The sequence below is a fragment of the Microcoleus sp. N9_A2 genome, from assembly GCF_036701775.1.
Lineage (GTDB): Bacteria > Cyanobacteriota > Cyanobacteriia > Cyanobacteriales > Microcoleaceae > Microcoleus.
In genome coordinates this window covers 1-23995 of record NZ_JAUBRH010000034.1, presented here as the reverse complement: position 1 = coordinate 23995, position 23995 = coordinate 1, and the positions used below count along the sequence as shown (strand labels likewise).

The 23995-nt window shown below is 44.6% G+C and carries 16 protein-coding genes; 5 read left to right on the top strand and 11 right to left on the bottom strand.

Annotated elements, in window-relative coordinates:
* Nucleotides 1–463: 463 nt before the first annotated feature.
* Entirely contained in the window at nt 464–1303 is an 840-nt protein-coding gene (locus tag QUA44_RS19005; RefSeq protein ID WP_333253259.1) for a M56 family metallopeptidase, read from the bottom strand.
* The gene (locus QUA44_RS19000) at nt 1303–1725 is read right to left on the bottom strand and encodes a BlaI/MecI/CopY family transcriptional regulator (protein WP_333090177.1); all 423 of its coding nucleotides are present in this window, start codon (nt 1723–1725) and stop codon (nt 1303–1305) included. The genes QUA44_RS19005 and QUA44_RS19000 overlap by 1 nt, the downstream gene beginning before the upstream one ends.
* A gap of 211 nt (nt 1726–1936) precedes the next feature.
* Here QUA44_RS19000 and QUA44_RS18995 point away from each other — a divergent pair, with 211 nt between their 5' ends.
* Nucleotides 1937–2887 carry an MbnP family copper-binding protein gene (locus QUA44_RS18995; protein WP_333253257.1) on the top strand — a complete coding sequence of 317 codons (951 nt, stop codon included), beginning with the start codon at nt 1937–1939 and terminating at the stop codon, nt 2885–2887.
* Nucleotides 2888–3089: 202 nt separating this feature from the next.
* A complete protein-coding gene (locus tag QUA44_RS18990; protein WP_333253255.1) occupies nt 3090–4286 on the top strand; it encodes an MbnH family di-heme enzyme in 1197 nt (398 codons plus the stop codon).
* A gap of 38 nt (nt 4287–4324) precedes the next feature.
* On the opposite strand, the gene cydB is transcribed toward QUA44_RS18990, so the two are convergent.
* The 7 genes from cydB to QUA44_RS18955 form a co-directional block, all read right to left on the bottom strand.
* Nucleotides 4325–5335, bottom strand: coding sequence for a cytochrome d ubiquinol oxidase subunit II (gene cydB, locus QUA44_RS18985; RefSeq protein ID WP_333090185.1), 1011 nt, complete (start codon nt 5333–5335; stop codon nt 4325–4327).
* 8 nt (nt 5336–5343) lie between these two features.
* On the bottom strand, nt 5344–6786 hold the full coding sequence (locus QUA44_RS18980) for a cytochrome ubiquinol oxidase subunit I (protein ID WP_333253253.1): 1443 nt from the start codon (nt 6784–6786) through the stop codon (nt 5344–5346).
* 326 nt (nt 6787–7112) lie between these two features.
* Nucleotides 7113–7586 carry a hypothetical protein gene (locus QUA44_RS18975; protein ID WP_333276662.1) on the bottom strand — a complete coding sequence of 158 codons (474 nt, stop codon included), beginning with the start codon at nt 7584–7586 and terminating at the stop codon, nt 7113–7115.
* Complete coding sequence (locus QUA44_RS18970) at nt 7561–8766, bottom strand: urease accessory protein UreH domain-containing protein (protein WP_333253250.1); 1206 nt, start codon at nt 8764–8766, stop codon at nt 7561–7563. Before QUA44_RS18970 ends, QUA44_RS18975 begins: the two co-directional genes overlap by 26 nt.
* Nucleotides 8767–9081: 315 nt before the next feature.
* Entirely contained in the window at nt 9082–10143 is a 1062-nt protein-coding gene (locus QUA44_RS18965) for an LOG family protein (RefSeq protein WP_333253248.1), read from the bottom strand.
* Between the two features lie 192 nt (nt 10144–10335).
* Nucleotides 10336–10659, bottom strand: coding sequence for a thioredoxin (gene trxA / locus QUA44_RS18960; protein WP_006631199.1), 324 nt, complete (start codon nt 10657–10659; stop codon nt 10336–10338).
* 484 nt (nt 10660–11143) lie between these two features.
* Complete coding sequence (locus QUA44_RS18955; protein ID WP_333253246.1) at nt 11144–12307, bottom strand: GuaB3 family IMP dehydrogenase-related protein; 1164 nt, start codon at nt 12305–12307, stop codon at nt 11144–11146.
* A 122-nt stretch (nt 12308–12429) separates the two neighbouring features.
* On the opposite strand from QUA44_RS18955, the gene QUA44_RS18950 reads away from it, so the two are divergent.
* Together QUA44_RS18950 and QUA44_RS18945 are read left to right on the top strand one after the other, a co-directional pair.
* Nucleotides 12430–13104 (top strand): lipid-A-disaccharide synthase-related protein, encoded by a 675-nt coding sequence (locus tag QUA44_RS18950; RefSeq protein ID WP_333253244.1) that lies wholly within the window; start codon nt 12430–12432, stop codon nt 13102–13104.
* A gap of 24 nt (nt 13105–13128) precedes the next feature.
* Nucleotides 13129–13638 (top strand): hypothetical protein, encoded by a 510-nt coding sequence (locus QUA44_RS18945; protein WP_333253242.1) that lies wholly within the window; start codon nt 13129–13131, stop codon nt 13636–13638.
* A 254-nt stretch (nt 13639–13892) separates the two neighbouring features.
* On the opposite strand, the gene QUA44_RS18940 is transcribed toward QUA44_RS18945, so the two are convergent.
* Nucleotides 13893–14351, bottom strand: a complete 459-nt coding sequence (locus QUA44_RS18940) for a polysaccharide deacetylase family protein (protein WP_333253240.1) — start codon at nt 14349–14351, stop codon at nt 13893–13895.
* Between the two features lie 469 nt (nt 14352–14820).
* Here QUA44_RS18940 and QUA44_RS18935 point away from each other — a divergent pair, with 469 nt between their 5' ends.
* Complete coding sequence (locus tag QUA44_RS18935) at nt 14821–21306, top strand: AAA family ATPase (protein ID WP_333253238.1); 6486 nt, start codon at nt 14821–14823, stop codon at nt 21304–21306.
* A gap of 409 nt (nt 21307–21715) precedes the next feature.
* On the opposite strand, the gene QUA44_RS18930 is transcribed toward QUA44_RS18935, so the two are convergent.
* The gene (locus tag QUA44_RS18930) at nt 21716–22915 is read right to left on the bottom strand and encodes a response regulator (protein WP_333253237.1); all 1200 of its coding nucleotides are present in this window, start codon (nt 22913–22915) and stop codon (nt 21716–21718) included.
* Nucleotides 22916–23995: the final 1080 nt, after the last annotated feature.

Genomic DNA, 23995 nt, shown 5'->3' with positions numbered 1-23995 from the left:
GATCTATCAAGATAGTCTGAGGGAGCATCTCAATAAAACCAGCTAAGCTAGAAATTGGAGTTTTGAGGCAGGAGACAGTAGACAGGAGGAAAGAGCAAGAAAGAAGGAGTCAAAAGAAGTCTTTTTATAAATATGAGATGCTCCCGGATAGCAGGAGACAGGAGACAGGAGACAGGAGACAGGAGGAAAGAGGAAGAAGGAAGGAGTCAAAAGAAGTGTTTTTATAAATATGAGATGCTCCCAGACAAATCCCCCCTAGTCTCCCGAATCAAGGTGCGGACAAGAAGTTGCTCTTTCATCCCCCGACAATCATGCAGATGCGAGGGATCTCTCCGGGAATTAACAGCTTAACAATCGCTTATTGAGTTATGACGGGGACGGTTTCAAGCAGCAAGTCAAACTTTCGTCAGCCGAAGATTGACTGGTCGATCGAGGGGTATCCAAAACCCAGGTTTGGTATCAATCAACTGTGAAACGGCACCGTCAACAAAGGCAAAAGTGTTAAAATTAGCCAAGCAAAAAACCACTTATTCACCTTTAAAACTAATTCAGGCTCTGCCAACAGCGCCTCTATTCTCTCTCCCAATCTATTTTGCGAACCGACAGCACCAACTACGCAATCTACATCAAAATTTCGGTGCGGATAACTCGCCACTAACAGCAAAGCTTCTGCTAACAATAAACCATCCACTCCCGCCGCCGCCTTGGCATCAGCCCGCAATTCCCGCAGCGTTAATAACTCTTCCCACAAAGCTTGTGTATTCGGCAGCCACACAGTAATTTTTCGCAGCCATCCCAACCAAAAAAACCAGAACGTATCGCGATAATAGTAGTGCGCTTGTTCGTGAGCAATTACTGCTTGCAGGTGAGCTGAGTCGAGGGTTTTTAACAATCCCGTACTGACTACAAATTCGGTTTTCCAAAAACCAATTATAGCAGAAAAAAAAGCTGGCGTGTTGATAATTTTGACATTAATTCCGGCTATTTTTTTCTGAGGAAAAGTGCGAATTTGCTTTAAAAATAGATAGCCATCTGTCGCTAACTTGACCCACAAAATTGTAGCTACGTTCAAAAAAGTTACAGCTAGCAAATAGCTAAACCATCCGTCCCACAATCTTACCATTTGTCCCTGAGTTCCCATAAAAATCACTGCGATAGCTGTCGCAAACAACAGCAGCGGAGGAAACAAGAAAAATAAGAGCGATCGCTGCCAGCGACGGGCCCAATTTCCTTGAGGAACAGACCATCTAATTCTCAAAAAACAAGCTGCAATCAACGCGGTAACAATCAGGATTAAGTGCATTATTTTTGCTCCTCCCGGGCTTGGCGGACAGCTTGAATGCGAAGGGAAATTTCTTGTAATTGTTCGACTGTTGCTTGGTCGAGGCTGTCAGCAAATGCTGCTACAATATCGGGATTGCCAACTGCTAAAAACTTTTGTAGGCGATCGTAAGCAAAAAGCGATCGGGCTTCTTCGCAAGAAACTAAAGGTTGCCAAGCGAATGTCCGTTCTGTTTTGTCGCAGGCCAGCCAACCCTTCTCGGTCAAGCGGCGCAGCACTGTTGTTACTGAAGCGTAGGCCAATTCGCGATCCGGATCGGCTAAAATGCGATCGTGCACGTCTTTGACTGTAGCAATTTCTAGCTCCCAAACTATATTTAAAATCTCAGCCTCCAAAGGGCCGAGAGAAAGTTGCTTGGGGCGATAATTCGGCAGAGGATTCATGTAATTTTAGATTTGAGGTTTGAGATTTTAGGGATAATGTAATTAATTATCGATCGACAATACATCATTAAGGCTTTTTATCGACTGTTTCTTTAGAAAGGCTTAATCACTTTGCTATTTATAAGTTTGACAAGCCGTCATTTGACAGTTGCAGCAAAAAGTGTAAAAATCAGGCCGGAATTACCTGAGTTAGTATTTTAAGTATCCCTAAATGAAAAAACAACTAATCTTGGCCTCAACCTTGGCAGGCGCAGCTATTTTGGGTAGCTTTTTGGCGATTGACAGGCATCAAGCCACAGCCGCAGAAACTCAAGAAATCGAAATTAAATTTAGCGCAACGGTAGGCGAAAAATCCTTTAAATGTGGCGAAAGCTACAGCAATTTAGGCACTTCGGCTGCTACCGTTACACCTACAGATTTCCGCTTTTATGTATCCGAAGTTGCTTTAATTGACGGTAGTGGCAAAGCTGTACCGCTGACTCTCAAACAAGACGGCAAATGGCAGCATCAAAATGTGGCTTTGCTAGACTTTGAAAATAAATCCGGTGATTGCGCTAACGGAACAGTCGAAATTCGCGATCGAGTAATCGGCACAATACCCAAAGGCAACTACAAAGGCCTGGAATTCACCCTCGGCGTACCTTTTACCCTCAATCACGAAGACGCAAGTCTAGCACCTTCTCCCCTCAATTTAACATCCCTGTGGTGGAACTGGCGCGGCGGCTACAAATTTCTGAGGATTGACATGAAAAATCACATGGCTGACAAAAACCCCGACGGTAAATCAGGCACAGAAAGCAGCCAAATTGCTCACAACGCAGGCAATCACGGCAGCAGTCACAGTGGCGGATTGCACGGTTTTATGATTCATTTAGGTAGCACGGGATGCCAAGCTGAAGGCAACAATCAAAAGCCGACTAGCTGTACGAATCCTAACAAATCAAAAATAATTTTCAGCAACTTCGATTTAAATAAAAATACAGTCATTGCTGACTTGAACTCCCTAGTTTCTCAAACTAATTTAACAGCAAATCAAGCCAATACTCCGCCCGGATGTATGTCGGAACCGAAGGACAGCGACTGCGCCGGAATTATGAAAAACTTAAGTTTGCCATTTGGAGATCAACCTGCTGCGGGACAAACTTTCTTTCAAGTTAAGTAATAAGCTGTCGCGCATTGAAATTGCATATTCAGGGCGGGCAGGATGCCCACCCCCTACTCCCCACAAGAGTTTTATTGTTTTTTGACATTGCTCGTTACCAGGCTCTGCCTGGTAATGCAGATAGGCGAGGCTCTGCCTCTGTTTATGGCACACCTCAATCTCTATGTAATTGTCAAACCGCCGACTACCTACAAAACATCAAATGAAGTGGAAAAAATTATCAAATCTGACTATTATCTGCATTTTATCATGCTTCCTAGCAATGAGTTTGAGTGCAGTATTATCCTCCACAAATTCCAGTTTAGCCGCTGCACCGCCTCCAACTTACAATTGGAACATTCCCGCTGGAATACCAAAACCAATTGTACCAGCCGACAACCCAATCAGCCAAGAAAAAGTCGAATTAGGCAGGCATCTTTTCTATGAAAAACGCCTGTCAATCACAGGAGAATTTTCCTGCGCTTCCTGTCACATTCAAGCCAAAGCTTTTACCGACGGAAAAACGCTAGGAGTCGGCGCAACCGGAGAAAAACACCCGCGCAATGCTATGAGTTTAGCTAACATTGGCTACAATTCCGTGCTGACTTGGGCAAACCCGCTACAAAATAAACTCGAATCTCAGCTATTAGTACCTTTGTTTGGCGAACATCCCGTAGAAATGGGAATGGTTGGTAAAGAAGAGGAACTTTTGCTAATATTGCGATCGGATTCGCAATACCAAAAAATGTTTGCAGCAGCTTTTACTCAACAACCCAATCCTATTAATCTTAGCAACTTAGCAAAGGCGATCGCCTCTTTTGAACGCACTTTAATTTCCCTGACTTCTCCCTACGACAGATACCGCTACAACGGCGACTCCGGTGCGATTTCAGCTTCAGCCAAGCGGGGCGAAGAATTATTTAACAGCGAACGTTTAGAATGCTTTCACTGCCACGGCGGACTAAACTTCTCAGATTCTATTATGCACGATCGTCTAGCTTTCAAAGAAATAGCTTTTCACAATACAGGATTGTACAATCTTGACGGGAAAGGCGCTTATCCGCCCAACAATACTGGAGTATACGAAATCACCAGCGAACCCTCTGACATGGGCAAATTCAAAGCACCAACCCTGCGAAATATTGCTTTGACAGCACCTTATATGCACGACGGAAGTATCAAAACCTTGCCAGAAGTTATCGGCCACTACAAAGCGGGCGGCAGAACTATTAAAAAAGGAGAATTGGCGGGAATCGGCAGCGAAAATCCGCTCAAAAGTAACTTTGTTTCTGGCTTCAAACTCAACGTGCAAGAACAGCGCGATTTGTTGGCTTTTTTGCACAGCTTAACCGATGAAAAATTTATCACAAATTCTGCTTTTAGCGACCCATTCGTTCGTAGTGAAGACTTTAGTCCTTAAATTTTTAGGAGGATTTTAGCCCTCACTACGAACCTATTTTATTCGCCGTAGCCGCCAGTAACCTTACCCCGAAATACAATGTAATTGTAGATGTTGTAAAAAATCATGATCGGGATCAAAAAGCCAATGAACACAATCATAAACACCAGGGCGCTGGGGGAAGCTGCGGCTTGGTAAATCGTAATTTTGGTCGGAATAATGTATGGAAAAACAATCAATCCCAAGCCAATAAAACTTAGCAGAAAAATTAATATTGTCCACACAAACGGCGTTTTTTCTTCTTTTTTTGCTAGGCTTTTTAGCAGCATTCCTACCAGTAGCAATCCCACCAAAGGAATCGCCACAAATACATAAACTAGCGGTTTCTCGAACAACCTGGATCTAGCACTTTCGTAAAAAATCGGAGTGGCAATTGTAATTAAAACTGCTCCGATTAAAGTCGTCACCGCCGCAATTTTAGCAGTGCGATAGTGATTTGTTTGCAGTTCTCCGTCAGTCTTCATAATTAGATAGGTGGAACCGATCAAAACATAGCCTTGAACCAGCGTCAAAGCTACCAAGATCGATCGCCAATCCAGCCAATCCCAAGTTGTCCCCACAAAATGCCCAGCCTCATCCACCGCAATGCCTTCAAGCACCGCACCGAGGGCAAATCCTTGAGCTAAAGCAGCCAAAAAACTGCCGACCCCAAAAGCATAATTCCAAAATTTTTTCCGGTTAGAATGCTCCCGAAATTCAAAGGCGACAGCCCGAAATATCAAACCAAAAAGCATCATGCAAATCGGTATGTACAAAGCAGTTAAAATCGTGCCGTAAGCGAGGGGAAACGCCCCAAACAAAGCGCCTCCCATTAAAACCAGCCAAGTTTCGTTAGCATCCCAAACGTTGCCCAGACTGGTCATTAAAATGCCCCTGCGTTCCTCATCGTCAGCAGTCAAAGACAAGATTCCAACTCCCAAATCAAAACCGTCTAGCATGATGTAAAGGAGTAGAAATAGAGCCAAGACTACAAACCAAACTTGCGGGAGAAAATGCTCCAAAGCTTGCATAAAATCTCCTATTGTTGTGCTTCGGCTGGACGTTGATTCGGAATATGTTCTGCAGGTTGAGTTTCGATGGCGGGTTCATTCTCTAATCCCGGCATCGGTAGATTTAAATTCGGCCCTTTGCGGATAATTCTGCTGCCGAAATACATCGCACAAACAAACAAAAAGCTGTAGATAACGGCAAAGCAGATGAGGGAAGTTAAAACATTGCTAGCGGGGATGTTCGATACACCATCAGCAGTGCGAATTTGCCCGTATAAAACCCACGGTTGTCGGCCGACACAGCGCACTATCCAACCGGATTCTACAGCAATATATCCCAGCGGTGCAGCTAATACCCAAGCGCGCATCAGCCAAGGTTGATTGCTAATATTTTCGGGCGAAAGTTTGCCTCGCAGCCACTGAATTATACTGAATAGCATCAATCCTAGAAAGAAGAATCCAATCCCGGACATGATGCGGAAAGAATAGTAGATTAAACCCACCATCCGGGGTCTATCTTCGGGCTTCCATTCTTTTAAGCCGAGAACTGGTTCGGATAGTTTTTGCTTGAATTCCAGAACGTATCCTAAGCCATTGGGAATCTTAATTTCCCAGTCATTTTTTAGAGCTTTTTCGTTAGGTAAAGCCAGCAAAGTCCAATCGGCTGACTCTCCGGCTGGGGAGGTTTCCCACTTAGCTTCAATCGCAGCTAATTTAGTGGGTTGATAGCGATAAACTTGTTCGGCGCTCAAATGTCCGATGAATATCTGCAAAGGTGCAACGGCGATGGCTGTGGCTATGGCAATTTTTAATGATTTGGAAAAAAAGGCTTGGTTGCGCTTGTTAAGAATGTACCAAGCGCTAATGCCGCCAATTACAAACAGTGAAGTTTCTAACGTCGCAAAAAACATATGCAAAATGCTGTTTAATGCGAAGGGGTTCATAATTGCTTGAAAGTAATCGCTGACAATAAATTTGCCGTTGACCATTTCTCCGCCCGCTGGAGTTTGCAGCCAAGAGTTGGCGACTAAAATCCACACTGTGGATAGGTTAGCGCCGAAGGCTACCATGATTGTAGCGAAATAATGGACGATCGGGTGAACGCGCTCCCAACCAAATAGCATAATTCCTAAAAAGCCTGCTTCTAGCATAAATGCCATTGAAGCTTCAAAGCCTAAAATGCTGCCAAAAAAGTCACCGACGGCTTCGGAAAATGGTGCCCAATTCGTGCCAAATTGAAATTCCATCGGAATCCCGGAAGCTACGCCTATGCCGAAGTTGAGGACGTAGAGTTTAGACCAGAAACGAGCGTGGTGGTAGTAGTCAGGATTGCGAGTTTTCAGCCACATTCCTTCAACAATTACTAGATAAATCCCCATTCCGGTAGTCAGAACTGGCCACAGCATATGGAATATTGCCGTTAGCGCAAATTGCATCCGCGATAGCGCGACGGTGTTTGATAAGATATCCATTGTTATATCCTTTAGTCAGTTCAAGAGAGGTTAGTTTGAACAATTTCCAGAATTGACACTGGTTATAATGTAATGTAAAAATTTGTGAGATTTTGTAGAGTTGGCAATTTTTAAGGTTTTATACAGATTTGATCGGAATGATTTAACCGCAGAGAACGCAGAGAACGCAGAGAAAGAGAAGAGAGAGATGAATGATTCTGATGAAGAGCGTATATGATATTACCGAAGGTTGGGTGGGGGCGGGTTTATGAGATTGTGGGTTTTAGGCATTTATTGTCGGTTAACCCGCCTCTATAAGATTTATGTTCGGTGATGGAAAGATGATCTTAGCGAACCGTGACAGTATAATTAAATTTAAATGGTTTAAAATTAGCTTTGTTTTTGGCTGTTCCGCTCAATTGAAGTTCGTAAATACCAGCTTTGGGAAATACGATGTCAGCGCCCGGAATGCCTTGATATTTCTCTGCAGATACTGCTTTTAAAGGTGGCTGCATCAGGGGCTTATCCCCCTCTTTGTGCTGTTTGGGATAAACTGCTAATTTGCAGTTACACTGCTCTAGTGGGATAATTTGACCGCCCCTGCGAGTCAGGGAAAACCAAACTCTGGCGGTTTCTCCGGCGCGGGGGTTGTGGTTGGGTTCTAGGTGAAAGGTAGCGGCTACATCTCCCGATACTTCCACTTCGTGCGCCCAAACTGAAATCGAGTTTAAGTGCGGCGCATTGGGAATTGCTGCTTCAATTAGCAATCCTAAAAAAACTAACAACCCCAAAATTTTATTTTGGTTTGACAGGCGCAACATAGAAATTCTCCAGTGATAAAATTGACCAAAATAAGCGCGATCGCACTGCGAGAACTAATACTGCAACTACGGCTAAAACGGCGGTCAGCAGTTGATTGTGCAACTTCCATTCAAAGCCGCCGAGATAGTGGGAACCGATGAGGGCTGCGTGGATGGCGGACAGCAAAAAAGCGGGGACGGTTAACAGGTGAATTCGCCGCCACAGTTTGCCTAAATAATGTTGAAGGCGATCGACACTGGTGACAGCAGCCGGTAGCATCAACAGCAGCGACAACATCCCAGCCACCATTCCCAACTGATGCTGCGGCAACATGAAAGACACAGCATCAAAATTCCATTGCAGCGTATGATCCAGCATATGAAACGTGTGGGCGACTGCGAGGACAAACGCACCCACACCCAAGGCGCGGCGGTATCGCAGCAGTGCCGGCAAAAACTTGCTAACCGGACGCGCCAATAGTGCTAGCATCAAACACAACAGCGCTGCGTGGCCTGTAAAATCGACCATTTCGTCGGTTCGCAGCAAGGTGAGAATCCCGATCGAAATTGTCACCCACCCGCCCATCCGAAACAGTTGACTCCGCCTGTCTGCGCTCAATCTGCCAGCAAAAAAACCTACTCCCAGCATAGTTGGCAGCGTGCCGAGTCCGAAAGCAAACATCGTCGCCGCACCGAAAACTGGATTTCCCGTTTCCGCCGCCTTAATCTGCGCCGCGTAGAGGAAACCGCAGGGAATCAAACCCCAAAGCAAACCCAAAGCCATCGGTACCCACCAGTTTTTTTGTGCTGAAAGCTTGTTCATTGCTTGTCCGACTCGATCGTGCGACATTGGGTGCAACAGTGGTAATCGCGGCAGAAAATCGGGTTTAATTTGCACCACACCGAACCAAATCAGCATTGTACCTGTCAGAAGTGCGATCGCCCGCCGCAATCCGCTACCAGTACCGGCCATTTGTCCGCCAGCAATTAATGCCGAACCCAGTCCGCCAATTCCAGCACCAACCAAAGCATAAGCAGCAATTCTCCCCAAATTCAGCAGCAAATGAAAGCGGAAAGTAGCTAATTTATCGTTGCGGGAATTAGAAAGAGAAAACGCCACTGTCAGCGGGCCGCACATCCCCGCGCAGTGACCGAAACTGCCGAGAAATCCCAAAGTGCCGATTAGCAGCAGGTCTAGCATTTTGCTGGTTTTTCCCTAACAACGCCATCAAGATATTGACAATATTTGCTTTTGCTATTGCACGCTTTTTTCTTGACTTTGTACAAATATTTATCTCAGTCTATCGCTTTTGTCAAGAGACAAGTTGTCAAACTTATTTCCAATCTCATCCATATCAAAGTTCGTCGTTCACTATCAACTATCAACTGTCAACTATCAACTATCAACTGTCAACTATCAACTATCAACTGTCAACTGTCAACTATCAACTATCAACTATCAACTGTCAACTATCAACTATCAACTGTCAACTGACTACTGTCAACTGTCAACTGACTACTTTTGTTCTGGATGCGCCGCTTCCGGCGAAGCTGCACCCATTTGATTTATAGCAGCAATTAGCTGATAAAGCCGCCCCAAATCCCGCTGGTTGAAATGCAAAGTCAGGCGCGGCAGATCGAAAGTTGGATCTCCTATTTCCGGCTGCAAAGCTTGACTTTTTTCAATTTTTCCGGTGACAACAATATCGCTAAAATCAGTATTTAGCCGATCGACATTATCGTCAGAAAGTTGAGACTTTAATCGAAGTACCAGTTTTTCATCCACGTAGCGGCAGGAGTGATAAACCAGATAAAAACTCGCGATCGCCTCGCAAGCGACATTTACATCGTCTGTAATCGTGTAGAGACTGCGATCGTCAGCAGAAATCAAACCCCGGCCCCGCAATTGTTTTTGCACAAAAGTATTCCAATCGTGCCAATAATCGCCTCCCGGTCGATCGATCAATACCACAGGAGCCGGCCCGAACTTGCCAGTTTGAATCAAAGTCAGACACTCAAAAGCCTCGTCCAGAGTACCGAAACCGCCCGGAAACAGAGCCAAAGCATCGCTCTCCCGCAGAAAAAATAACTTGCGAGTGAAAAAATATTTAAAATTGAGTAATTTGCGATCGCCAGCAATAAAAGGATTAGAATTCTGCTCGAAAGGCAACTGAATGTTCAGCCCAAAAGAACGTTCAGCAGTCGCCCCCTCGTTACCTGCCTGCATAATCCCGCCACCGCCGCCAGTAATCACCATAAACCCTTGCTGGGCGATCACCCGCGCAAAGTCTCTGGCAATCAAATATTCCCCAGATTCCGGCGACACCCTCGCCGAACCAAAAATCACAATTTTGCGAACGTGGCGGTAAGGATAAAACATCTCAAAAGCCTTTTCCATATCTCGCAGAGACGACGAGATAATTTTCCAGTCAAGGCGATCGAGTTCCTCTCCGGCCATTTGCACAATAGTCGAGAGCGATCGTTCGATCCACTCAGAGTGCTTTAACATTGGCAGGCGATCGATCAAATCGAGCGCATCAGCTTGGAGGGACTCAAAACCTTGACTTGAAGGAACCATGAACTTTTCCGAAATGGTAACAATTTATTGCTAAAAAAAAATTAAGGGGCAAAAGCCAAATTTAGAAATTAATAGCCACCAGCAAATTGCCCTGCTGACAACTAATAACTTTTCCAGTAGCTTTGCCCCGGTTTTGAAGCGAGTGAGCTTTCGCGGCCCACAAAGAACAGCGCGAAATCGCTCGCAGTTGGGTTAAATGTACTTTTCCAGAGTGTTGGCCAGAGTAGTTTTAGGAACTGCCCCAACCACCATATCCACACGTTGACCGCCCTTAAATATCATCAGCGTCGGAATGCTGCGGATACCGTATTGGCTGGCCACGTTAGGATTCTCGTCGGTATTAACTTTTACTACCTTGACCTGCCCTTCATATTGCTGGGCAATTTCGTCTACGACGGGTGCCACCATCCGACAGGGCCCGCACCAGGGAGCCCAAAAATCCACTAGAACTGGAACTTCGCTATCGAGCACTTCCTGCTTAAAGGTAGAGTCGGTTACTTGCGCGGCTGCTGACATCCCTAGCCATCCTTGTAAATACTATTTCTCGGATAACAAGTCTAGCAAAAAGTGTAACCACTTGCGTCAACGATTTTAAGAGAAGGCTTCTGAAGGAAGACGGTAGAAGGAAGAGGGAAGACGGTAGAAGGAAGAAGGCACAAGGTTTCTGAAGGAACAAGGCACTTATGTTTCCGAAGGCAGAATGCACTTATGTAGAAAAAAAAATTCTCCCACTCCCAGACTCTCCCACTCTCCCACTCTGGGCCTCTCCGGAGCTACAAGCCTCAGTTCTGTATCTAGTAAACAAGAGCCAAGATTTCCGGCAAAAAAGGAACCGCCCGAACAGTAGTCCGGGCGGAGTGTGGTGTGAGGAGTGAACGGAAACATTCGTCTCCGCTTCTTCTATTGTGACATCTCCTTCTCGATAATTCCACAATATTCTGTAAATTTCGAGACTCTTGAACAAATTTTGTCAAGATATGCTGGTATTTGATCGGTAAATCTACTTACCCATGCCCAACTGCTGAGCTTTTTGATAGACTTTACCCTCAGTCAGCAGAGAAGGAGCAATTACCACTTCCACTTGCTGCATCTCCTTAATATCCTTAGCGCCCAAGGTACCCATGCTAGTTTTCAGAGCTCCGAGCAAGTTGTGCGTACCGTCATCTAGGAGGGCCGGCCCCCGCAAAATTTGCTCCACAGTACCCGTAGTCCCGACACGAATCCGAGTACCCCGCGGCAAAACGGGGCTGGGAGTCGCCATCCCCCAGTGGAAGCCCCGGCCTGGAGCTTCGGCGGCCCTGGCAAAGGGCGAACCAATCATCACTCCATCGGCACCGCAAGCAATGCACTTGCAGATATCGCCGCCGGTAATTAAACCGCCGTCAGCAATCACCGACACATATTTGCCAGTTTCGCGATAGTAGTCGTCCCGCGCGGCGGCGCAGTCTGCTACCGCTGTTGCTTGGGGAACGCCGACACCCAATACGCCCCTAGATGTGCAAGCAGCCCCCGGCCCAATGCCCACGAGAATGCCTGCAGCGCCAGTTTTCATTAAATTCAGGGCGACTTCGTAGGTCACGCAGTTGCCCAAAATTACTGGTATCGGCATCTCTTGACAGAATTGCGTCAAATCTAAAGATGAGATTGATTCAGGGGAAAGGAAAGCTGTCGAGACTACAGTTGCTTGCACAAAAAATATATCGGCTCCCGATTCAGCAACCGTCCGGCCGTATTTGCTCGCGCCGGCTGGTGTACCGCTGACGGCGGCAATCCCTCCTCCAGCTTTAATTTCTTTAATTCTCAGGTCGATTAATTCTGGCTTGATGGGTTCGGCATAGAGTTGCTGCATCAGGGAAACAAATTCGTGGTTCCCGACACTGGCGATGCGCTCTAATATTGGCTGGGGGTCGGCATAGCGGGTTTGAATTCCTTCTAGGTTGAGCACGCCCATTGCTCCCAATTCCGACAGCAAAATGGCCATGCGGACATCGACTACTCCATCCATGGCGCTGGCGATGATCGGGATTTCTCGATCGATCCCGCCAATCTGCCACTTGGTATCTGCCAAACTCGGATCGAGGGTGCGCTGTCCGGGTACGAGCGCGATTTCATCTATGCCGTAAGCTCGGCGAGCGCTTTTGCCCCGCCCAATTTCAATATTCACGCTGTTTCACTTCCACAATGTATTTAAATTAGACTAACAAAAAGTTAGCCCGCCCGAGTTTAGCTATTGCACGGCTGTCTTTCAAAAAAGCTCGGCACTGATTCTGATTGTATTCTGATTATATGAAATCGAAGGGGATACTTTTCCTCAGCAACGGCCACGGGGAAGACTCGATTAACTGTCAAATTCTCAAAGCTTTGAGAGCATCTGGCGCGGATGTTGATGTTTCGGCAATGCCGATTGTAGGTGACGGGGCTGCTTACGCGCGATCGACCGTGCCAATTATTGGGCCCACCAGTCAAATGCCGTCTGGGGGAGTTTTTTACATGAATCCCCTGTTTTTCCTCAAAGATGTTGGGGCGGGGCTAATTACCTTGACTTGGCAGCAATTACAAGCCGTTTGGATCCATTCGCGCCGCTGCGATTTGGTGGTGGCCACTGGAGATATAGTCGCGGGGGCGATCGCCCATGCCACCAACCGCCCCTATATAATTTTTCTATCGGCTCATTCTAGTTATTACGAGGGGCGAGTCGATTTTGGTTTAATCTTGTGGCAGTTGCTTTGCTCAGAGAAATGTCTGGCGGTTTTTACTAGAGATGCTTTGACTGCTGCTGACTTAAACCGACAGGGTTTAAAGAAAGCTCAGTTTGTCGGCAATCCTGTCATGGACAACCTCAATTCTACGGGCAAAGATTTGCAGTTAATACCCGGAGTTCGGACGATCGCCCTTGTCCCCGGTTCTCGCCTCCGGGAAGCCACTAACAACCTCGTTTTGCTCCTGGAACTGGTTAAATAAATTGCTACTAACTCTACTGTACCGGTGCAGTTTCGGGCAGCTTTAGTTCCGGCTTTGATGCCTCAATTAGATGATATTGCGGCGCGCCCTGGATGGCAAGTGCGATCGGGCAAGCTCATTTTTCCAGCAATCAAACGGTCTTTTTGTGAAGAGAAATTAGTCGAAGTGATGTGCTCAGCCGATGCTTTCGCCGATATTTTGCTGCAATCTAGTTTAGTAATTGGGATGACTGGAACTGCTGTCGAACAAGCTGTGGGCTTGGGAAAGCCTGTAATTGCAGTACCGGGAAACGGCCCTGCCTTTACCTATCAGTTTGCGGAGGCTCAAAATCGGCTTTTAGGTGATTCCGTGCAGGTTATTGGTACGCAACCAGCGAATTCTGATATTCTCAAGGAAGCTGCTTTGGCAGTTGATCGCACTTTGCAAGGTGATAAATATTTAGCAAGTTGCATTCAAAATGGTTTAGAGAGAATGGGGCGATCGGGCGGCAGCAGAAAAATTGCTAATTACGTGGCAAACTATCTTGGTTATTGATTGTGGTAGGGTGCATCAAGTTTGAAATTTTAAATCTGCACGGAAAGTGTAATTCTAACGCAACATTTATTCCCTGGTACGTCAGTATGAGATTGTTGATTTGTCGCGAAAATAATTGTGGATGACGCACCCTACTGCTATTTCAACAACTCAGAAACAGTTTTAAACTCGTAACCTTTCGCCTGCAAATCCTTGACAATCATCTCGGTTGCTGCTACGGTTTTCGAGCGATCGCCCCCGCCGTCGTGCATCACCTAAATCGAACCCGATCGCACATTTTCCATCACGCGATTTGCGATATCTTCCGCCGTGAGTGTTTTTTCATAATCTTGGGAATCCACATCCCACATAATGAGTTTTTTGTGCATTTGGGATAGCAAATAAGACAAAACTACAAATCGCCTACCCCAAGGTGGCCGAAAACTGATACTGTCTTGCTTAACCCCAACTTCCTGCAAAAGTTTGTCCGTTTTTTCAATCTCAGACAGCAAAACTTCCCGGGGTTTAAACATCATATCTTTGTGAGAGTAAGAATGGTTTGCCAACTCATCTCCCCTCGCGACAATCATTTTCACGATTTCTGGATGTTTCTCAATATTGCGGCCGATTTCAAAAAAAGTAGCTTTAACTTGATAGCGGTCTAAGATATCTAAAAGCTGATTTGTATAGGGAGGATAGGGCCCGTCGTCGTAGGTGAGGGCAACAACTTTCACTTCGGTATCGGCACGGTTGATGCCGAAATAATTGTGAAATTTAGTAACTTTAATTAACAGCGATACTGCGAAAAATAACGCTATTGTGAAAAGCAGAAACTTTGGTAAATTTTACCGATTCGCATAGCTGCACGCACTCGATCGAGAATGAAAGTGGATTGTTGTCAGATTACCACAATTGGGGAGCTGAATCCTTAAGCTATTTTATCATTAATTATTGTCCGTTCCGAACTTTTTCAGTTTTGGCGATCGCACAGTAGCTAGAGGCTTCAAGTGCCAGTACACTTGTACGCTACATATAGCGTAAGTAAGTCCAGAGCAAAAAAGCAATAATAAAAGATCTGGAATTGTAGGGGCAGGTAAGGCAATGATTTATATTCGCAGCGAGTTTACTGCTCCTCTCACCCGCTCCTTGCCATGTTATATTTATTTGTATACTTAACTTTTTTAGGCAGCAATAATTCCCAACATGATTTCACTGCCAGATATCACAATAGTCAACCAAATCTACGAAAGTGCGAATTCACTCGTATACCGAGGCATCCTCAAATCAAATCAGCAACCTTTGATTTTGAAACTCCTCAAAGAGGATTATCCCACACCTGCCGAACTCTACCGCTATCAACAGGAATACGAAATCACTCGCCGTCTCAACCTAGAGGAAACGATTAAAGCCTACAAGTTGAGAAAATATCAGAATACCCAACTGATGTTGTTGGAGGATTTTGGCGGAGAGTCGTTAAAAATAATTTTGGAACGCCAGAGATTTTCAGTAACAGAGTTTCTCCACCTCGCCATCCAGATTACACAGGCTCTAGACAAAGTTCATCAAAACAATGTCATTCACAAAGATATCAATCCATCTAATATAGTCTTGAATCCTCAAACGGGACAATTAAAAATTATTGACTTTGGTTTATCTACCATCCTATCCCAAGAGAATCACAGCCTCACAAGTCCTAATCTTCTAGAAGGGACATTGGCTTATATGTCTCCAGAACAAACAGGACGGATGAATCGAGCGATCGACTACCGCACGGACTTTTATTCTCTGGGCGTTACTTTCTATGAACTGCTAACCAACCAGTTGCCTTTTGAATCCGTAGATGCACTTGAGTTAGTCCATTGCCATATTGCCAAACAACCGACTCCACCTCATGAAATCAATCTCGAAATTCCCTTACCTGTCTCAGAAATAGTCAGGAAATTAATGGCAAAAGTGGCGGAAGATAGATATCAGAGTGCTTGGGGAATTAAGGCAGATTTAGAAACTTGTCTTGATGGATATAAAACTGGTAAAATTCAAGTTTTTTCCTTGGGAGACCAAGACATTTCTACTCAATTGCAACTCCCTCAAAGAATGTACGGGAGAGAATCACAGATCGAGTCCTTATTGACTGCATTTGAGCGCGTAGCCTCCGCAGAAGAGCAACCAGTAGGGGCGAGCAACCCAACGACAACTGAGTCACAAAATGTACCCGTACAAAGACAAACTGAACTCATGCTAATTTCGGGATACTCTGGTATTGGGAAATCAGCTTTAGTTCAGGAATTGTATAAACTCATAACTCAAAAAAGCGGCCACTTTATTGCAGGTAAATTTGACCAGTTGCAACGCGATATTCCCTATCAAGCTTTAGTCGCTGCCTTCCAAGAATTGGTGCGGCAATTGCTCACCGAAACTGAACCCCTATTACAACAGTGGCAAGAGCAGATTCGGCGCGCATTAGGAAGCAACGGACAAATTATTATTGATGTCATTCCCGAAGTTGAACTGATTATTGGCAAACAGAATCCCGTCCCCGAATTACCTGCAACAGAAGCCAGAAATCGGTTTAATTTAGCTTTTCAAAACTTTATTCAAGTTTTTTGCCAAAAAGAACATCCCCTCGTCCTATTTCTAGACGACCTTCAGTGGGCCGACAGCGCCACACTGCAATTGATTCAGTTGATCGTGACCGATTTTACTACTAAATATCTGTTTGTAATCGGAGCTTATCGAGATAACGAAGTCAGTGCAACTCATCCTACTATGCTGACTTTATCTGAGATGAAAAAACAGGGAGTAGTAATTAATCATCTCTCCCTTTCACCCTTAAATTTAAACCAGGTTAATCAATTCATTGCGGATACGCTGAAAACTGAGTGCGTCCCTACGCAAAGACTAGCCGAATTGGTTTGGCAAAAAACCCAAGGAAATCCCTTTTTTATTAAAGAGTTTCTCAAGTCACTTTATACAGAGCAATTGCTGAATTTCGATCCGAATGCTGGGGCTTGGTATTGGGATTTAGAGCAAATTATCACTAGGAATATTACTGATAACGTTGTTGAGTTCATGGCAGATAAAATTCAAACCTTATCAGAGTCAGCACAAAAAGTTTTACGATTAGCCGCTTGCATTGGCAACCAATTTGATTTACTCACCCTTTCAATTATTAATGAAACTTCTCAAAAAGCAGCCGCAAATGAATTGTGGGATGCCATTCAAGCGGGATTGATATTACCCGTTGGTGATGATTACAAATTCCTGAAAACAAACCGAGAGGGGAATGACCTAAAAATTACTTATAAATTTGCTCACGATCGCATCCAGCAAGCCGCCTATTCCCTAATTTCTCCAGACGACAAGCAAGCGGTTCACTGGAAAATCGGCCAACTGTTGTTACAAAATACACCGCCACAGAACCTCCAACAAAAGATTTTTGATATTGTCAATCAACTCAACTTCGGTATTGAAGCAATTGACGTTCAGTTAGAAAAAGATAAACTTGCTCAATTAAATCTGATTGCTGGCAAAAAAGCGAAGGCATCAGCAGCTTGGAAACCCGCCTGGAACTACTTAAGAATTGGTATAAATTGCTTGAGTGCAGATAGTTGGCTTCGTAAGTATGACCTAACTTTGGCACTGTACGTGGAAACAGTAGAAGCTGCCATCTTGAGCAACCACGTTGAGGAAATGGAAAAATTGGCTAACCTTGTGCTTCAACAAGCTACTTCATTGCTGGACAAAGTGAAAGTCTATGAAGTCAAAATTCAAGCCTATACAGCACAAAACAAACCGTTAGAAGCGATCAATACGGCACTTTCAGTATTAAAGCTGTTGGGAATTCGTTTGCCAAAAAAACCAACAAAATTAAATATTTTTCTTGAACTGATGAAGACAAAGTTAAGTTTAGTCGGGAAGCGCGTTGAGGACTTAATCGACCTGCCAGTGATGACTAATCCTTATAAGCTAGCAGCGATGCGTATCCTATCAAGTGTAGTTTCTGCGGCCCATTTATCCCAACCTGAATTGCTACCGTTAATGGCCTTTAAACAGGTGAATTTATCAATTAAATATGGGAATACTTCTGTGTCTTCTTGTGCCTATGCTACTTACGGACTCATTATGTCTGGAGAAACCGTAGGAGACATTGAGACTGGTTATCAATTTGGGCAACTTGCTCTCTTGTTACTCGATAAGTTGAATGCTAAAGAACTCAAAGCTCGAACAATATTTATTGTTAATTACTTTGTCAAGCATTGGAAAGAGCATCTTAGAGAAACCTTAAATCCTTTGCGGGATGTTTACTCGATCGCCCTAGAGACTGGAGACTTAGAATATGCAGCTTATTCAGTTTGCGTATACTGCTATCATTCCTATGTATTGGGGAAGGAATTGGCAACAGTCGAGGCAGAGATGGCAATGTACAGTAATACCCTCAGGCAACTCAATCAAGAAACATCATATTACTATAACCAACTCACTCGACAGGTTGTATTGAATTTGATGGGACAGGCTGAAGATAAGTGCCGTTTAATCGGTGAAAGCTATGACGAAACAAAAATGTTACCCCTGCATCTAGAGGCGAATGCTCAAAATCTTTGTCGCTCACTCTATTTTTTTAAGTTAGTTCTCTGCTATATTTTTCAAGACTATCAGCAAGCTATAGAAAATGCTAACTCCGCCGAAAAATATAGCGATAGCGCTGTAGGTACTATTCCTCTCTACCATTTCTATAATTCTTTAGTTTATCTTGCCATCTATTCTGACGCACCTAAATCCGAGCAAAAACTCATCCTCCAGAAGGTGAAAGCCAACCAGAAAAAGATCGAGAAATGGGCGCAGTTTGCTCCGATGACTCACCTCCATAAATTCTATTTAGTGGAGGCAGAGCGATATCGAGTTTTGGGGGAAACCACTCTAGCTATAGACTACTACGATCGCGCCATTGCCTTAGCCAAAGAACATGAATACATCAACGAAGAGGCTTTGGCTAATGAATTGGCTGCCAAGTTTTACATCGCTTGGGGAAAAGAGCAAGTTGCCGAAGCCTATATGACAAATGCTTACTACTGCTATTTACGTTGGGGTGCCACAGCTAAAATGACAGATTTGAAACGACAGTATCCAAAACTTTTAAAGCGTTTTACGACAGCCAATACGTCCATAGATTCGCGCAACAGCCTGTCTAATACCTCTGGCAGCACTTCAGGTGAAACCCTGGATTTGGCAGCATTGATGAAAGCATCTCAGGCGATCGCCAGTGAAATTGAATTGGATAAACTCCTCACGACTTTGATGAGAATCCTGCTGGAAAGCTGCGGCGCACAAACTGGCTATCTAATTTTAGAGTCTCAAGGACAACTAAGAGTCGAAGCGTCAGGCGAGGCTAACTCAAATCAGGTGATGGTGTTGCAATCGACTCCAATAGAAACCTGTCTGCCTTTGTCGATTATTCACTATGTTGAAAGGACTCAGGAAGGACTGATTGAAACCAATGTGGCCCGTGAAGGCAGGTTTACCCAAGATGCTTATATCAAAGCACACCAGCCCAAGTCTATTCTTTGCGCCCCTCTGCTCAATCAGGGGCAATTAATTGGAATTGTTTACTTGGAAAATAATTTAGCAGAGGGCGTTTTTACACCCGATCGCCTAGAAGTGATTCAATTGCTTTCAACTCAGGCGGCGATCGCACTTACTAACGCCAGACTCTACACCCAAGTACAATCGACGCAAAATCGCCTGAATAAATTCCTCAATGCTATTCCCTTGGGCATCTCGGTGCACGACGCCAAAGGACAAATCATCTACACCAATCAAGTTGCACAGCAGTTACTGAATATTCAAGATTTACCCAAAGCCGAAACCGAGAAATTATCACAAACCTACGGCGTTTATCGGGCAGGTACTGGGGAGATATATCCAGTGGAACAGCTACCCCTAGTGCGATCGCTGGGCGGTGAAAAAGCTCAGGCGGATGATTTGGAACTGCACCACAGCGACGGGAGCATTTTTGTAGAATCAACGAGTACGCCAATTTTCGATGAGACGGGTAATGTAGAGTATGCGATCGCAGCTTTTCAAGATATTAGCGATCGCAAACAAGCCGAAAAAACTCTAATCGAAAATATCCGCTTAGAACAGGAAATTAGCGATCGTAAAAAAACAGAAGCAGAACTCGAACAAGCAAAAGAAGCAGCCGTTGCCGCCAACAAAGCCAAAAGCACTTTCCTTGCCAACATGAGCCACGAATTGCGAACTCCCCTGAACGCCATTCTCGGTTTTTCTCAACTGATGGATCGGGATACAAACCTGTTAAGCGAACAAAAAGAAAACCTCAACATTATTCATCGCAGTGGAGAGCATTTATTATCTCTAATTAATCAGGTGCTTGACCTTTCCAAAGTCGAAGCCGGACGCATGACGCTATCTGAAAATAATTTCCACCTCCCTCAATTTCTAGCTGATATAGAGGATATGTTTGCGTTGAAAGCAAACGATCGAAGCTTACAATTACGAGTGGAAGGTGCTGCCGATATTCCTAAATACATCTACGCTGATGAAGTTAAGTTGCGGCAAGTGCTGATCAACTTGATAAGTAATGCCGTTAAGTTTACCTCTTCTGGAAGCGTGTCTGTAGAAGTGAAAAATAAACAGGCAAAAACCCAAAGTGAAGCCGGAACACAAATAACCAAAAACCACCAACAACAAACAACCATTACCTTTGAAGTCAAAGATACGGGAGTTGGCATTGCGGCAGACGAACTGGAGAAACTATTCCAACCCTTCGTGCAAACAGCATCCGGTCAAAAAGTGCAGCAAGGAACCGGATTAGGACTGACGATTAGCCGTCAATTTGTCCGCTTGATGGGAGGTGAAATAACAGTCATTAGTCACGGTAAAGCTTTCACCCCTGGAATGCCTCTCAAGGAATTTTTAGAAGACACGACGGGTACAACATTTAAATTTGACATTCCTGTGGGCATCGCTGATGCCAGCGCAATTCACAACCAACCCTACAATCGTCGCGTCGTTGCCTTAGCGCCTAACCAACCCCCATATCGCATCCTAGTAGTGGACGATCGAGATTACAATCGGCAACTGTTAGTTAAACTCCTTAAACCTGTTGGTTTTGAAGTTCAAGAAGCGACTAACGGTATTGAAGCGCTTGAAATTTGGGATTCATACTCACCCCATCTGATCTGGATGGACATGAGAATGCCCGTTATGGATGGTTATGAAGCCACGAAACGCATTAAAGGCACCATCAAAGGTCAAGCTACTGCTGTTATTGCTTTGACAGCCAGCGTGTGGGAAGAAGACAAGGCAGTGATTTTATCCGCTGGTTGTGATGATTTTGTGCGAAAACCGTTCCACACAGAAGTCATCTTTGACATGATGGCTAAACATTTGGGAGTCCTTTATATTTATCAGGAACAAGAGCTATCATCTCCCCCTTCTAATGTGACTGGAGAACCGTTAAATTTCACTGATTTATTAGCAGCGATGTCAAAAGAATGGATTGTAAAATTGCATGAAGCTGCTCTTGACGCGGATTCGGAATTGGTTTTTCAACTCCTTGAGGAAGTTCCTGAATTCCAGGCTCTAGAACTTCAAACTCTCAGGGGTTGGGTGAATAAGTTTCAGTTTGAGAAGATTCTCGATTTAACTGAACCGTTGGTTGGTGAATGATGATACAGCAGATTGCAGGTTTATGAAGTATACCGCGCGATCTATCGCCGTAGGGAAACGGCTGAGCCTAAGTCCGCCAGGGAATGAATTCCCTGTCTAATAGCGAAAGTCCTCTTAAGAGGACTGAAGAACTCATTAGTCCTCTTAAGAGGACTTTCTCTTTGAGGCAGGGGTTTCAACCCCTGCCGGACTATTGGTTGTACGTGGAAAGTTGACACGAATGGGCATGGTGAGGACTGAAGAACTCATTAGTCCTCTTAAGAGGACTTTCGCTTTGAGGCAGGGGTTTCAACCCCTGCCGGACTATTGGTTGTACGTGGAAAGTTGACACGAATGGGCATGGTGCCGTGTCCCTACTGCACTTCATAAACCCGGTTTCATGGGTCAGATTGCGTAAGTCCTGTTTCTGCTATTTGATGCTAGCACGCGGTTGATTCAGTTCCATCATTGACTTTAACGGCGACTGTTTTAAGTCTGTAATATCGCGGATGGTAATTGAGCAACCGTCTCCCAATGTCACAGCAGTGAAATAATAGCCTTGGCCAAGGTAATCACTTTCTAGATAAACCTCTCCTTCAAGCGATTCTCCAGTCTCAACAACCTCTACTAATAAATCAAACAATCCTGGACTCAATTGATTAAGCAGTTTTTTCAAAACGGGTGCGCCCGCGAGTTCTGTTCGTTTTTTCCCTAGGAGTCTGGCAAAGACAGGGTTAACTACCAAGCAGCGAAAATCTTCAATTTCTCCAGCCATATCTGCCCTCACCGCCTCCACTGCGGCTATTCCATCCAGAGATGAGTTTAGCAAATTTGCCAGCAGGGTGCGAGATTGGTAGGCAATTTCAGCGGTTTGCTGGTGTCGCTCGATTGCTTCTTTAAGCTGCCGTTTTTGGTGCCCGATAGTGACCTGAGTTTCGAGGCGAACTAGCACTTCTTCCAACTGAAAAGGTTTAGAGATGTAGTCAACTCCCCCTACCTTAAAAGCTTTAACTTTATCAATTACTTGGTCAAGTGCGCTTAAGAAAATAATCGGAATTTCTGAGGTTTTTTCATCATTTTTGAGGGCTTCGCAGACTTGATAGCCGTCCATGTCTGGCATTTTAATATCCAGCAATATAGCATCGGGGAGATGATTGCGAACTGTCCTCAAAGCCATCGTACCATTGGTAACGCAGCGAACTTTATACCCATTTTTTGTAAGAATTTCTGTTAGAAAACGCAGATTTTCTGGGAGATCATCCACAATTAAAATGTTGCCTTTGCAATTTTCTAATTGATCGATGTCACTTCCTCCGGCCGCAGTCATCGTCATAGGTTCGTCTTTGACTTTTGTATCGGATCTCGCAGTTGTGGTGTTTTGCTTCTCTAGTAGAGAGCGGAAGTTATTTTTAGTAACTTTTTCTCCCATTACGTCTGAAAGGCGCTGCCACAGGATGGCTGCTAAATCTTTGATATGTCCTATGCTCAGGTACAAGCTGTCAGCAATTACACTATAAGTTGCGTTTTGCCAAGCAGCTTTTAAGATTTCTTTTTCAAGCAAACTTAAGGGTTTACTTGTCTTGGACTCTAAGGCTGATTCGATAAATTCTAGGGCTTCTTCAAAAGTCATATACAAATCAATCTCATCGGGTAAGGTTTTGCCAGTTTTGCACCCTAGCTTTGAGTTATACACCGTACTAAGTTGGTGGAGAAATTCCTAATAGCTATTATGACAGACTTATTGACAATTACGCTCCGGGACGATCGCCCCCGATCCTCATTTTACCTTGTCGCAACCCGAAAAAGGGGATCGCGGCAGCCTAATTCTTTTTGAGGGCGATCGGCTTAAACCCTTGTCACTACAAGGCTTTTAAGTTGCTTGTCACCCCCTCGACGCCTACGACATCGACTCTTTGACATATATAAAACTCTTAAAAAATCTGAAAAACTGGTTCATTTTTCATAAATCTGAGTTCGCTACCTAGCGGACAACCGTATAACTCAGTATCAAGGCTTGTCTTGATCCAAAAGACAAGCCTTGATTAGTTTTTATATGGTCAAGTAAAAACATCCGCCGATTAGCGCCGACAATTCGATTAATTTTCAGTATTATCACTGATGTATTTTAGCGCGTGATATGAAAACCTCACTCAGAAATATGCCAATTAGGCAAAGATCCGACTTTTCCGACTTTACGATCCGACTTTTCCGACTTGCTTTATGCCGATATTCCAAGCATACTATTAATAGCATCCACCAAAAGACAGAGAACAGTACCAGTCATGCTGTCGATCTGCTCCATCTAAAGATAGATAGTAAAACCAGGGCGTCCGACTTTTCCGACTTTACGATCCGACTTTTCCGACTGACAGGGGCAGGGGAGGAGAGCGATGATAGAGACCTGGAAAGGATACAGCCTCAAAAAAAGGCATTGCATCATTTTGGGATGAATCTTGTAGGGTGGACTGAAGAACCCGCCGAAAAAATAAGGGTTTTCAGCTTTGATAAAATTCAAAATCATCCCGCAAATATGCAACGCTCTTTTTGAAAGGTGCTGAAAGATATGGAGGACAGTGGGTGCAGTTAGCTGTCTTCCAAGTCAAAGTGAGCGCTCGGTTAACACAACAGCAATAGGTATCGGCTCAATAAGTAGGGGAAGGAGTTATTCTAATTGCCAAGACAAACCCAAGGGATGAAGAGAAGATTTTTC

Bases quoted from the DNA above. Each gene is read 5' to 3' on its own strand.
- QUA44_RS19005 (WP_333253259.1), bottom strand. From the start codon at position 1,303: ATGCACTTAATCCTGATTGTTACCGCGTTGATTGCAGCTTGTTTTTTG.
- QUA44_RS19000 (WP_333090177.1), bottom strand. From the start codon at position 1,725: ATGAATCCTCTGCCGAATTATCGCCCCAAGCAACTTTCTCTCGGCCCT.
- QUA44_RS18995 (WP_333253257.1), top strand. From the start codon at position 1,937: ATGAAAAAACAACTAATCTTGGCCTCAACCTTGGCAGGCGCAGCTATT.
- QUA44_RS18990 (WP_333253255.1), top strand. From the start codon at position 3,090: ATGAAGTGGAAAAAATTATCAAATCTGACTATTATCTGCATTTTATCA.
- cydB (WP_333090185.1), bottom strand. From the start codon at position 5,335: ATGCAAGCTTTGGAGCATTTTCTCCCGCAAGTTTGGTTTGTAGTCTTG.
- QUA44_RS18980 (WP_333253253.1), bottom strand. From the start codon at position 6,786: ATGGATATCTTATCAAACACCGTCGCGCTATCGCGGATGCAATTTGCG.
- QUA44_RS18975 (WP_333276662.1), bottom strand. From the start codon at position 7,586: ATGTTGCGCCTGTCAAACCAAAATAAAATTTTGGGGTTGTTAGTTTTT.
- QUA44_RS18970 (WP_333253250.1), bottom strand. From the start codon at position 8,766: ATGCTAGACCTGCTGCTAATCGGCACTTTGGGATTTCTCGGCAGTTTC.
- QUA44_RS18965 (WP_333253248.1), bottom strand. From the start codon at position 10,143: ATGGTTCCTTCAAGTCAAGGTTTTGAGTCCCTCCAAGCTGATGCGCTC.
- trxA (WP_006631199.1), bottom strand. From the start codon at position 10,659: ATGTCAGCAGCCGCGCAAGTAACCGACTCTACCTTTAAGCAGGAAGTG.
- QUA44_RS18950 (WP_333253244.1), top strand. From the start codon at position 12,430: ATGAAATCGAAGGGGATACTTTTCCTCAGCAACGGCCACGGGGAAGAC.
- QUA44_RS18935 (WP_333253238.1), top strand. From the start codon at position 14,821: ATGATTTCACTGCCAGATATCACAATAGTCAACCAAATCTACGAAAGT.
- QUA44_RS18930 (WP_333253237.1), bottom strand. From the start codon at position 22,915: ATGACTTTTGAAGAAGCCCTAGAATTTATCGAATCAGCCTTAGAGTCC.